Genomic DNA, 12,908 nt, shown 5'->3' with positions numbered 1-12,908 from the left:
TAAATGCCTGGATTCAGGTTAGATTTTCAAGGAGGACATTCAAAATGGCTAAAGCTAAATTTGAAAGAAACAAACCACATTGTAATATTGGTACAATCGGTCACGTTGACCATGGTAAAACAACTCTGACAGCTGCTATCACAAAAGTTCTGTCTGAAAGAGTTGAAGGTAACGCAGCTGTTGATTTCGAGAACATCGATAAAGCTCCAGAAGAAAGAGAACGTGGTATCACAATCTCTACAGCTCACGTTGAGTATGAGACAGCAAAACGTCACTACGCACACGTTGACTGCCCAGGACATGCTGACTACGTTAAAAACATGATCACTGGTGCTGCTCAGATGGATGGAGCTATCCTTGTAGTAGCTGCTACAGATGGTGTTATGGCTCAGACAAAAGAGCATATCCTTCTTTCTCGTCAGGTTAACGTACCATACATCGTTGTTTTCTTGAACAAATGTGATATGGTTGATGACGAAGAACTTATCGAATTAGTAGAGATGGAAGTTAACGAAGTTCTTGAAGAGTATGAATTCACAGATTGCCCAATCATCAAAGGTTCAGCTCTGAAAGCTCTTGAAGATCCAATGGGACCATGGGGAGACAAGATCATGGAACTTATGGATACTGTAGATGAGTACATCCCAGATCCAGAGCGTGATACAGACAAACCATTCCTTATGCCAGTAGAGGACGTATTCTCTATCACAGGACGTGGTACAGTTGCTACAGGTAGAGTAGAGCGTGGTACACTTCACGTTTCTGATGAAGTAGAAATCATCGGTATCCACGAGGACGTTAAGAAAACTGTTGTAACAGGTATCGAGATGTTCCGTAAGCTTCTTGATGAGGCTCAGGCTGGAGATAACATTGGAGCACTTCTTCGTGGTGTTCAGAGAACAGAAATCGAAAGAGGACAGGTTCTTATCAAACCAGGTACAGTAACATGCCACAAGAAATTTACATGCCAGGTTTACGTATTAACAAAAGATGAAGGTGGACGTCATACTCCATTCTTCAACAACTATCGTCCACAGTTCTACTTCAGAACAACAGACGTAACAGGTGTTTGCGATCTTCCAGAAGGCGTAGAAATGTGCATGCCTGGAGATAACGTAGAGATGACAGTTGAACTGATTCATCCAGTAGCTATGGAAGAAGGACTTCGTTTCGCTATCCGTGAAGGTGGACGTACAGTAGGTTCTGGTACAGTAGCTAAAATTATTGAGTAATCATAATCTAATTTAGATTTAATATTCGATATCAAATCCCTAGAAACTTTATGTTTCTAGGGATTTTTTATATATTAGGAAAGTGTTCTTTCCTAATATATAAAAACGCTCCGCGAGGATGTGCACTGTGGCATATAAGGAAGATGTCGCAAGCGACCGCCGCAGGCACCAGAATGTGCCTTGGCACATTCTTTGGTCTTTTTAGATGGAAATTGATATGATATAATAAAAAGAAGAATGACTACAATTCAGAATGGAGGAAGAAATCATGCTTAATTATCAGAGAACAATTCCAACAAAACTTTATTTTGGTAAAGGTCAGATAAGCCACTTAGAAGAGGCATTAAAATCATTTGGTAAGAATGTGCTATTGACATATGGCGGTGGCTCTATCAAGAAGATAGGACTATATGATGAAGTGATGAAGATTTTGAATGAAGGTGGTTTTAGAGTTAGCGAGTTAAGTGGTATTGATCCAAATCCGCGTATAGAATCTGTTGCTGAAGGTGTAAGGCTATGCCGTGAACAAAATATAGATGTGATACTTGCAGTCGGTGGCGGAAGCACTCTTGATTGTTCAAAGGCAATTGCTGTCGGAACATATTATGAGGGCGACGATATGTGGAAAATGGTTGTGAATGCAGAAGGAATTGCTGAAAAAGCGCTTCCTCTTGTAACGATTCTGACATTAAGTGCTACAGGCTCGGAATACGATGGAGGCGGAGTTATCTCCAATATGAATACGAATCAAAAATTAGGAAGATCATATACTTATCCGGCTGTGTCAATCTGTGATCCGACATATACTTTTTCAGTTTCTCCGTATCAGACAGCAGCAGGTTCAGCTGATATTATGAGCCATATCATAGAAGATTATTTTTCAAGAACAGATGACAGCGATTTGTCTGATGGTATTGCAGAAACAATTCTTCGTTCAGTGATGAAAAATTGTCCAATTGCAATTAAGGAGCCGGATAATTATAGTGCAAGAGCGAATCTGATGACAAATTCTTCCATCGCATGTTCAGGAATACCAGCTTATGGCAAACAGGAGACGGGGTGGCCTTGTCATGCTATGGAACATGAATTGTCAGCATTTTATGATATTACTCATGGAGTAGGACTTGCCATTCTGACACCAAGATGGATGCGTCATATTCTTGCAAAGGACAGTACTGCTACAGGAAGATTTGTAAAATTTGCAAGAAATGTAATGGGCTTAGACGGCGAAGATGAAGCGAAGCTTGCATTAGCAGGTATTGATGCCCTGGAAGAATATTTTAAATCTACGGGCATTCCGATGACACTTACAGAGCTTGGAATAGATGAGGAGCATTTCGAAGTAATGGCAGATCATGCGAATGAAGGCGGATATTTAAAGGATGCATATGTGGCGTTGACAAATGAAGATATTATCCAGATTTACAAAGCATGTTTATAAGTGGATGTAGATGTGGTAAAAATTAAAAGTATACTAGGAGAGTAAAAAAATGACGGTAACAGAGATTGCAAAGCTTGCCGGTGTGTCAAAAGCTTGTGTGTCAAGATATTTTAATCATGGATATGTAAGTGAAGAGAAGAGAAAAAAAATAAAAGAAGTTATTGAGCAGACAGGATATGTTCCTAGTAAAAAAATGCAGTCGCAGCTACAAACAGTGAAACCAACAATCGGAGTAATTATTCCAAAGATAAATTCGGAGAGTATATCGCGGGTTATTGCCGGAATATCCCAGGTTTTAAATCGTGAAGGATATCGTATGTTGCTCGCAGATACAGAAAATAGTATAGAGAAAGAAATCCAGTATTTGCAGTCATTTAAGCAGGATAATCTGGCAGGAATCATATTTAGTGCTACGATTATTACAAAACAGCATCTTGAATTGTTACAATCGTTGACAGTTCCGATTGTTATTTTGAGCCAGAATGTGCCGGAGTTTTCGTGTGTGTATCATGATGATTATGGGGCTGCGGCTGCGATGACAGAAAAGCTGATCGGGCTTAAAAGAAAGAACTATGGAGCAGTTTTTGTTACTTCCGAAGATAAAGCGGCAGGAGATGCGAGATGCAATGGATTTATGGATACGATGAAGAAAAATCATATTCAGCTCAATGATAAAGCAATTACGTATTCTGACTTTTCGTTGGAGTCAGGGTATGATGCTGCAGAAAAACTCTTTTCACAGGCTCCGGATACAGAGGCTGTTTTCTGTGCAACAGATACGATTGCAATTGGAGTAATACAATATTTAAAAGGAATTGGAAAGCGGATACCGGAAGATGTTGCGGTTACTGGAATCGGGCATTCGCGTATGACAGAAATTATATCACCAACAGTGACAACAGCACATTTATTCTATAAATCTACAGGGAGCGAAGGCGCTGATATGTTGATAAAAATAATTGACAGTGGAATAGATATGAAAAATAAATTGAAAATGGGATTTGAAGTGATACAGCAAGAGTCGTGTTGATGTGAAACAAAGAAAGATGAAATATAAGCTAAATATGAAACAGTGTTTCATATTTAGCTTTTTTCGTACAATTTTAAAAAGTGCGATTGATTGTTAAAAATCAAGAGGAACTGTGAAAATATAGTAATACATCTGTCACAAAAAATATGGATTTGGCATTATGCATAATTTTCGATGTGAAAAATTATGAAATAATTCTAATTGAAATTATGAAACAATGTGGTACAATATGAAATAGATATGAAACAAATATAAAAATATATAAAACATGAAGGAGGTATTCAGGTGGATTACAGAAAAGCAGCATCAGAGGTTATTCGTTTGATTGGTGGAAAAGATAACATTGTATCAGCAGCACATTGTGCAACAAGATTACGCATGGTAATTGCCGACAACAGCAAAGTTTCAAAAGAAGCACTGGAAGAAGTAGAGGGAGTGAAGGGTGTTTTTGAAGCGTCCGGACAGTTGCAGATCATTTTCGGGACAGGAGTAGTAAATAAGGTTTACGATGAATTTATTGCAATCGCCGGAATTTCAGCAGCAACAAAAGAAGATGTTAAGAAAGACGCGGCAAGCAAAGGAAATCCTTTCCAGCGTTTTATCAAGACACTCGGAGATATTTTTGTTCCAATCATTCCAGCAATCGTAGCATCAGGTTTTTTGATGGGAATTATGGAATCATTAAATTTCCTGATTAATAATGGATATATTTCTATGTCAAATGAAAGCAGTCTTTTTGTTTTGGCAAATATGTTCTCAAATACAGCTTATGTATTTCTGCCTGTATTGATCGGATTTTCTGCAGCAAAAGTATTTGGCGGAAATTCGTTTTTAGGTGCTGTTATCGGTATGATCATGGTTCATCCGAATTTGCAGAATGCATGGACAATGACAGGCGGAGTAGAACAGTATCTGGATGTATTTGGTCTTTGGAAAGTTCCGCTTGTTGGTTATCAGGGACATGTTATTTCAGTAATCATTGCAGTTTTTGTTATGGCAACAATTGAAAAATGGCTGCATAAACGAGTACCGGCAATGTTTGATCTGTTTGTTACACCGCTTGTATCTGTTTTTGTGACAGGATTTTTGACAATGACAGTGATCGGACCTGTTTTCAACTTTGTGGAATCAAGCATTATCAACGGAATTCAGGCATTGATCACAATTCCTTTTGGAATCGGTTCATTTGTAATGGGAACATTATATGCACCGACAGTTGTAACAGGTATTCATCATATGTATACAATTATTGACCTGGGACAAATCAAAGAATTTGGCTGTACATACTGGCTTCCACTTGCATCAGCAGCAAACATAGCACAGGGTGCCGCAGCGTTGGCAGTCGCATTAAAAACAAAAGACCAGAAATTGAAAGCAATGGCATTGCCATCTTCTTTATCAGCATTTATGGGAATCACAGAACCAGCTATCTTCGGTGTAAATATGAGATTTTTCAAACCATTTATCTGCGCTTGTATCGGTGGTGGATGTGGAGCGATGTTTGCATCAATTACATCTCTTGGAGCAACAGGAACTGGCGTGACAGGTATTTTTGGAATCCTTCTTTGTCTGAATACACCTGTTAAATATATTTTAATGTTCTTAATTACAGCAGGTGTCGCATTTGTTCTTACATGGATCTTCGGATACGAGAATAAAAAAGAGGACGATAAAAAAGTAGAAAAGGATACTTTGAAAGAAACAGTGGTAAATAGCGCAAATGATGATAAAAAAGTACTTTCTCCGGTAGAAGGAAAAGTTGTTGGATTATCTGAAACAGGAGATGAAACATTTGCTTCTGAAGTATTAGGAAAAGGAATTGCAATTGAGCCGGTAAAAGGTGAAGTATATGCACCATTCAATGCGACAGTCAGCACACTTATGGGGCATGCAGTTGGTCTTGAAGGAAAAAATGGAGTGGAATTATTGATTCATATTGGGGTTGATACAGTCCAGTTGAATGGAAAATATTATACATCGCATTGCAGTGAAGGTCAGGAAGTAAAAGCGGGTGATTTGCTTATGGAGTTTGATATGAAAGCAATCAAAGAAGCGGGATTTAAAACAATCACACCGGTTATTGTTACAAATACAGATGATTTTGCAGATATAAAGGTGGAACATGAAGGGGAGATTCTCGTGGGAGAGACGCTTCTTGATATAACAAAATAAAAGAGGATTAAAACGTGAAAAAAGATTTATTATATCAGAAAATCAAAGTAGCCGAAGAACTTGCACTTTCCAAAATGAATAACGATAAATTCAGACAAGGGTATCATTTGATGCCTTTGTCTGGATGGATGAATGATCCGAATGGTCTATGTTTTTATAAAGGAAATTATCATGTGTTTTTTCAACATAGTCCATTAGATGCTAATCGAGGCGATATTTTCTGGGGGCATTATACAAGTAAAGATTTATTGAACTGGAAAAAGCATCCGACATTTTTATATCCGGTAGATTCATGGGATATAAATGGAGTATATTCAGGATCTGCACTTGCGGAAGATGATGCACTGTATTTATATTACACAGGAAATGTAAAGCATCCGGGAGATTATGATTATATTTATGAAGGGCGTGGTCATAATGTAGGGCTTGCGATTACAAAAGATGGAATTTTGCCGGATAGTAATCAGTGCATTTTAGAAAATAAAGATTATCCGGATGATTTGAGCTGCCATGTCAGAGATCCAAAGGTCTGGAAAATGGATGGAAAATACTACATGGTACTTGGTGCAAGAACGCGGCAGGACAAAGGTGAGTTATTGATTTTTGAATCAACGGATAAATATAATTGGAAGCATATCAATGTAATTAAAACAGAAAACGATATGGGATATATGTGGGAGTGCCCGGACATTTTTTGCGTAGATGGACAATGGATTGTGATGACATCTCCACAAGGGATGCAGCCTCATGATGATATTGGTCAAAATGTGTATTCTTGTGGATATTTTCCTTTAAAAGGTGATTTTAGAGGAGAATATGAATTGGGAGAATATTATGAAGCGGATATGGGATTTGATTATTATGCACCGCAGACTTTCGAAGCACCGGACGGACGGCGCATTGTGATTGGCTGGATGGGAATGCCGGATGCAGATTATATCAATCCTACAACTGAAAATATGTGGCAGCATTGCATGAGTCTTCCAAGAGAATTACATTGGGAAAACAATAGGCTGATGGCAAGACCTGTTGAGGAATTGAAAGCACTTAGGAAAAATGAATTTAATTTTGTATGTGAAAAGCAAGTTGGGTTAAAGTCAGAAAAATACAGTGAGTTTATTTTTGAAAATCAAGGTGCTGCGTTGGAAATTCAAATCGGTAAAGGTGTTTGTATTAGTTGGAGAGATGGCGTGGTTAAACTGGTAATGGACGAAAAAACAGGTGCCGGACGTACAGAACGCTTTATAAATCTTCCATCGCTGAATAAAATACAGATTTTTATTGATGCATCTTCGATAGAAGTGTTTTATAATGAAGGTGAGTATGTTATGAGTACACGTTTTTATCCTGAGCAGCCGGAAGAGATACAAGTATATGGCTGTGGTAATGGTGTGCTGTATGAACTTGAACCAATGAAAATTCAGTGGAAGGAATGATTGAATATGAAAAAGTATGATGTAACAGCACTTGGAGAATTGTTGATTGATTTTACGGAAAACGGAGTAAGTGGTCAGGGCAACCCTCTTTTTGAAGCTAATCCGGGTGGGGCACCATGCAATGTTCTGGCTATGTTGACAAAGCTTGGACATAAAACAGCATTTATTGGGAAAGTCGGAGATGACTTCTTTGGAAAGCAGTTAAAAGAAGCAATTGAGGAAGTAGGAATTGATTCAACAGGATTGTGTATGGACAAAGAAATTCATACAACACTTGCGATGGTACATACTTATCCGGACGGTGACAGAGATTTTTCTTTCTACCGTAATCCAGGCGCTGATATGATGCTGAAAGAGTCTGAAGTAAAAGAAGAACTGATCAAAGAGTCTAAATTGTTTCATTTTGGAACCTTGTCAATGACACATGAGGATGTGCGAAAGGCAACAAAAAAAGCCATTCAGATAGCAGAAGAAGCAGGAGATATCATTTCTTTTGATCCAAACCTGCGTGAGCCTTTGTGGAATTCGTTGGATGAGGCGAAAGAACAGATTTTATATGGACTTTCTCATTGTCATATTTTAAAGATTTCTGATAATGAAATTCAATGGCTGACAGGTCAGGAAGATTATACAGATGGAGTGAAGTGGATTTTAGAAAGATACCAGATTCCATTGATTCTTGTATCGATGGGAAAAGAAGGAAGCCGTGCTTATTATGGCGGGAAAATGGTTGAAGTAAAACCATTTATCCAGAAAAATACAATTGAAACAACGGGGGCAGGAGATACGTTCTGTGGCTGTGTATTGCATTATATTTGTGAGCATGGATTGGAAAACCTGACAGAAGAAAATTTATTTGAAATGTTGCAGTTTGCAAATGCGGCAGCTTCAATCATTACAACAAGAAAAGGTGCACTTCGTGTGATGCCGGAAGAAAAAGAAATTGCCGGATTATTAGGATAATGGTTTTGACATTTCTAAAGAGACGTATTATTTTTCGTGTCTTAAAGGAGTTAGATAAATGACAAAATTTACAGAAATGATTCGGGATTTATTTGAAGAGACAGAGCAGAAACAATTGGCAACGTTTGACGAATCCATAACCAACCCGGATAATGTAGTGATATACGAACAAATACAATATGGTGCAGAAAAGCAATGGAATACATTAGATATATACAGACCAAAGGACAGTGTAGGTGAATGCCTTCCAATATTGGTGAATGTCCACGGAGGAGCCTGGATGCAGAGTTCAAAAGAGCGATACAAATATTATTGCTGGAAACTTGTGCAGAAAGGCTTTGCTGTGGTTAATATCAATTATAGACTTGTTCCGCATGCGTATTTTCCGGCACCTGTTGAAGATTTAAATACTGTAATGACCTGGATTTTGGAGCATGCAAAAGAATATAATATGGATCCGTCTCATATTTATGGAACAGGTGATTCAGCTGGCGCCCAGATATTAGGGCAATATGCCGCAATCAGTTCTAATGAGAAGTATGCCGGGCAATTTACATTTCAGATACCGAAAAAAAATGTGTTTGAGGCAATTGTATTAAATTGCGGAGTATACCAGGTAAATTACGAATGCAGACGATCTGACCTTGTTCGAATGATTGCATTTGAATATTTGAATTTAGAAAATAAAAATCCAGAGCAGATAACAGAAGAGGAATACCACTCGTTGTATGAACAGAAAATAGATTTGTTTGAATTTGGCAAATATGTTACATCACAGTTTCCGGATACTTTGCTTGTGACATCTGAGACAGACTTTGTGAAAATGCATAGTCTTGAATTGATGCGCTATTTAATGGAACAAAATGTTAATGCCAGATTGTATATGTGTGTTTCAAAAGAACATGAATTAAATCACGTGTTCAACATCAATTTGAAGCTTCAAGAAGCAGAGCGGTGCAACAATGAGGAAATGGAGTTTTTGATATGTCATACAAAGCAAAATTAATCATAGCGGATGCAGAACATATACTTCAATACGAGAAAAAGATACTCTCTCAGATAGCACCTCAATATGTGAAAAAATACCGGGAGCATAAGATTGAGGAAGACAAAAAACAAGAATTAATGGCAGGATATCTGTTGAAAATGTACTTAAATATTGAGCATGAGGAACAGCTTATCATAAATGAAAATGGAAAACCATTTCTTAAAGCCGGGGAGCCTTTTTTCAATCTGTCACACAGTGGTAACTATGTGGTACTTGCAATTGCGGATTGCGAGATAGGTGTAGATATAGAACATATTATGCAGTGCCATGAAGCAACCGTAAAGAAAGTATACTCACCTCGAATGCAGGAAGAATTAACTGATTTATCGGGAGAAGAAAAAAATGAGAAATTCTCACAGCTATGGACGGAATTTGAAGCAAGATTAAAGTTAAAAGGAATCGGATTTGAAGAAGGCTGGAAAGAGCTTCGAGATATGAATTGTTATATAGATACCAGAAGAGTGGAGAATTATTTTATTAGTGTCGCAACGGAAGAAGAAATATTTCTTGAGGTAATATTTAAATCGATATAGACTATTAAAGGGGAAATCAGTAAATGCAAATTTCCCCTTTTTTCTTCTTATATTTTTATAGTGTTAATTGACAATATCCGTTGTTGAAAATCCTCCTTAAGACTATTCTAATAATATGGGAACAATTTCAACCGATTCTCACCGGAACGATCCGGTTTCTTTAAAGTGACTTCACCGGTAGCGGCCCATTCAACACCGCGTACAAGCATTGTAATGAAGTTAAATCGATCCAGAGCCTCCCAATGACCGATTGATGTGACGAATACACGCCCTTTTCCGTATGTATTTGTCCAGATAACAGGAGTATATTCATTGACTCCAGGCATATTCTCAAGCTTGCCGTCCGGAATCTCAACAGGATGATGAGCAGGTGGAAAACCTGGAATACGATAATTTTCTACGTCATCATAAACAGATGCCAGAACGTGCACATCAGCTTCAGGATGAATGATAAGCTGTGTAAACAGATCATCGAATACATTCATCCATTTATTATCAATTCCTTTGGTGATTGGATGATTTTCATCCATCGTTTCTACATAAAAGTCATCTTTCGGGCAGCGTCTGCAGCCTTTGTCCATAGAACAGTATCCTCCAAGGAGTTTTCGCCATTCATCAGGCCAGTCAGAATCTACCCAGATTGAGGAATGATAGAATACGATCCCTTTTCCTTTGGCAACAAAATCATAGATGGTAGACTCTGTCTGTTCACCGAAGCGGCGGGCGTGGTCGGTCGGCCATGTTTTACCATCATAATCAACAAACAGAACATCATATGGCTCTAAAAAAGCCGGAGTGATATTGCGGAATTCTTCTACGATAGCAACGTGGAATCGTCCGGTGGCTTCCATAAGATCGCGTAGGCGCTGTGTGATTTTACGTCCTTGATGCTCGGCTGTAAGCAGGCCGGTTACTAATAATACGTTTAATTTATCCATAAGTACATCTCCTTATAACTGGTAAAATGATTGCTACCACCCTATATTGTTTCATATCATATAGGGAACAATATAAGGTGGCAGCAATTGTTTTAGATTATTTATTACTCATCAAGTTCAAAGAAAAGTGTTGTATATCTTCCCATATCGTGAAAAACAGGACGTACCCTTACAGGAAGTTTATCTGTGATTTCCCTAGCCTTCTTTTTGTTGATGCCAAGAATAACGGCATTGATGGAAGGACCTTCGTCTAATTTTACTTCACCACAAACATACTTTAATCCTTGATCTTCAAGTTCAAGTCTTGCATTTAAAGCACCTGTGAATACAAAAGTAATTAATTCGCCTTTCCCGGACAATTCAGTCCATTCTGTCTCGTGATAACCACAAGAATTACATGCATGATGAGGTGGGAATTCAATCGCACCACATTCTTTGCATTTCTTTGCATAAATTTTTCCGTCTTTTAAACCATTCCAGAACTTTTCTACAACATGTTCCGGATTCCAGAATTCTTCTGTGCTGATTCTATTCAAATCCATGATAATCCTCCTTTAGAAATTGGCTCTCAAAATCGTTGCACGGACATTCTGTGCACCGCCGAAACCTCTTAAGAATGTATGCTTAGGCATTTTTTTGACCTGACGTTCTCCGGCTTCACCGCGCATCTGAGTTACAGCTTCAAATACGTCGGCCATTCCGGATGCACCAAATGCATGACCATAAGAAGTGCGGCCTCCATTTGTATTCATCGGTTTGTCACCATCAAATGCAAGACGTCCGTCTAACGCATATTTCCATCCTTCACCTTTTGGTAGATATCCAATCTCTTCTGCAGCAAGAAATGCAGATGATCCGATAAAATCATTTACGAATACTAAATCCATGTCATCAGCAGTAAGTCCGGTCATTTCAAATACCTGACGGGCAGCCTCAGCAGTAGCTTTTTTCTCAAGATGTGGAACGATAGCATCCAGTACAGAAGCACCTGTTCCTAAAACTTCGATTGGTTTGTCCGAAAACTTGTGTGCGATTTCAGTAGGAACTACGATACAGCAGGCAGCTCCGTCGGCTACACAAGAATCACTGGATGTTCTTAAGTATTGAGTCATTTTTGGATTGTGAGGGGATTTCATATACTCCCATACATCATCATATCCTGCATCTTTAGCAAGCTTATCATAAGGTGTTCTGCGGATGGCTCTAGGGCAAAGTTCAGCAGCACGGCGGAAATGATATGCCTGATGATTCAAAACATCATCAATCTGTTCAGCAGACAGATGGTTTTCTTTTGCATAGAAATTAATCCAGTCATCGTGATTCATACCAGGACCGCCACCGAGATATCTTCCGTATGCACGGTCAAAGATAGAATCCAAATCCGGGAAAAGAACTTCTGTGGTAAGTGCTGTACGCATGTGGTCAGGAGTATTTCCGTCAGGCATGCCTGTTCCTTGATCGCAACAGCCTGTAAGGACAACATCATACGCACCACTGGCTACAGCAAACACAGCTTCTTCCAGCGCAATGTATCCGGTGCAGCAGCCTTCTGAGTGGGAGAGAGAACCTTTTCCTCTCATGCCGAACCAGTCAGCAACCTGAAGATTTGGGGTAATACAGTTATTTAGCACATGTGGATTTGCAGAACCATGGAAGAAATACTGCACATCACGTGGTTCAACATGAGCATCTTTCATTGCATCCAAAGCAGCGTATCCAAATAATTCTCCGTTGGTAAGTCCTTTATATTGAGGATTTGTAACTCCGTTAAAAAATGGTGTTGCACCAACTCCGACAATGGAAACACTTCTCATATTTTTACCTAGTTTTACATTGTGTACCATAATGCCACCTCTTACATCTCTTCCATAACGAAGTCTGCCAGATCGCCGATTGTTTTATACTTTCCGAATCTTGCAACAGGAATCATTACATCAAAATCATTTTCAATGGATGCACTCATAGCTACACGCTGTGTAGAAGCTACACCTAATTCCTCTGCGATATCTGTGTTTTCATTGATTTTGTCTGCATCTGCATGAAAAGCCATTGCAGCATATTCAATTAATTTTGAAATTACTTCTTCTCTTGTCATATTTCGTCCCTCCAAAGATT

General features: G+C 38.6%; 12 protein-coding genes. 8 read left to right on the top strand and 4 right to left on the bottom strand.

Features of this window, described 5'->3' with window-relative positions; all coding sequences use genetic code 11:
- Positions 1 to 44 precede the first annotated feature (44 nt).
- The 8 genes from tuf to D8Q48_RS05640 all read left to right on the top strand — a co-directional run bounded on the left by tuf (position 45) and on the right by D8Q48_RS05640 (position 9,855).
- Positions 45 to 1,232 (top strand): elongation factor Tu, encoded by a 1,188-nt coding sequence (tuf, locus tag D8Q48_RS05675; RefSeq protein ID WP_117990230.1) that lies wholly within the window; start codon positions 45 to 47, stop codon positions 1,230 to 1,232.
- A gap of 268 nt (positions 1,233 to 1,500) precedes the next feature.
- On the top strand, positions 1,501 to 2,673 hold the full coding sequence (locus D8Q48_RS05670; protein ID WP_121055804.1) for an iron-containing alcohol dehydrogenase: 1,173 nt from the start codon (positions 1,501 to 1,503) through the stop codon (positions 2,671 to 2,673).
- A 49-nt stretch (positions 2,674 to 2,722) separates the two neighbouring features.
- On the top strand, positions 2,723 to 3,703 hold the full coding sequence (locus D8Q48_RS05665) for a LacI family DNA-binding transcriptional regulator (RefSeq protein WP_121055802.1): 981 nt from the start codon (positions 2,723 to 2,725) through the stop codon (positions 3,701 to 3,703).
- A 285-nt stretch (positions 3,704 to 3,988) separates the two neighbouring features.
- Positions 3,989 to 5,875, top strand: coding sequence for a sucrose-specific PTS transporter subunit IIBC (locus D8Q48_RS05660; protein ID WP_121055800.1), 1,887 nt, complete (start codon positions 3,989 to 3,991; stop codon positions 5,873 to 5,875).
- A gap of 14 nt (positions 5,876 to 5,889) precedes the next feature.
- Positions 5,890 to 7,311: a glycoside hydrolase family 32 protein gene (locus D8Q48_RS05655; protein ID WP_243116240.1), complete on the top strand. Its 1,422-nt coding sequence runs from the start codon at positions 5,890 to 5,892 to the stop codon at positions 7,309 to 7,311.
- Between the two features lie 6 nt (positions 7,312 to 7,317).
- Positions 7,318 to 8,274, top strand: a complete 957-nt coding sequence (locus tag D8Q48_RS05650; RefSeq protein WP_186864472.1) for a carbohydrate kinase — start codon at positions 7,318 to 7,320, stop codon at positions 8,272 to 8,274.
- A 58-nt stretch (positions 8,275 to 8,332) separates the two neighbouring features.
- Positions 8,333 to 9,280 (top strand): alpha/beta hydrolase, encoded by a 948-nt coding sequence (locus D8Q48_RS05645; RefSeq protein ID WP_118724753.1) that lies wholly within the window; start codon positions 8,333 to 8,335, stop codon positions 9,278 to 9,280.
- Complete coding sequence (locus D8Q48_RS05640) at positions 9,259 to 9,855, top strand: 4'-phosphopantetheinyl transferase superfamily protein (protein ID WP_118688313.1); 597 nt, start codon at positions 9,259 to 9,261, stop codon at positions 9,853 to 9,855. Before D8Q48_RS05645 ends, D8Q48_RS05640 begins: the two co-directional genes overlap by 22 nt.
- Before the next feature lie 107 nt (positions 9,856 to 9,962).
- Here the strand turns inward: D8Q48_RS05640 and D8Q48_RS05635 are convergent, their stop codons facing one another.
- The 4 genes from D8Q48_RS05635 to D8Q48_RS05620 all read right to left on the bottom strand — a co-directional run bounded on the left by D8Q48_RS05635 (position 9,963) and on the right by D8Q48_RS05620 (position 12,888).
- Complete coding sequence (locus tag D8Q48_RS05635) at positions 9,963 to 10,793, bottom strand: ThuA domain-containing protein (protein ID WP_121055796.1); 831 nt, start codon at positions 10,791 to 10,793, stop codon at positions 9,963 to 9,965.
- 104 nt (positions 10,794 to 10,897) lie between these two features.
- Complete coding sequence (locus tag D8Q48_RS05630; RefSeq protein ID WP_117990236.1) at positions 10,898 to 11,335, bottom strand: zinc ribbon domain-containing protein; 438 nt, start codon at positions 11,333 to 11,335, stop codon at positions 10,898 to 10,900.
- 12 nt (positions 11,336 to 11,347) lie between these two features.
- Positions 11,348 to 12,637 carry a thiolase family protein gene (locus D8Q48_RS05625; protein WP_022074515.1) on the bottom strand — a complete coding sequence of 430 codons (1,290 nt, stop codon included), beginning with the start codon at positions 12,635 to 12,637 and terminating at the stop codon, positions 11,348 to 11,350.
- 11 nt (positions 12,638 to 12,648) lie between these two features.
- Positions 12,649 to 12,888 (bottom strand): acyl carrier protein, encoded by a 240-nt coding sequence (locus D8Q48_RS05620; protein ID WP_022074514.1) that lies wholly within the window; start codon positions 12,886 to 12,888, stop codon positions 12,649 to 12,651.
- Between the last annotated feature and the right edge of the window lie 20 nt (positions 12,889 to 12,908).

Source organism: Ruminococcus sp. B05 (genome assembly GCF_003628495.1).
In the GTDB taxonomy this organism is placed as follows: domain Bacteria; phylum Bacillota; class Clostridia; order Lachnospirales; family Lachnospiraceae; genus Schaedlerella; species Schaedlerella hominis.
This window is presented reverse-complemented; position numbering and strand designations above follow the sequence as displayed.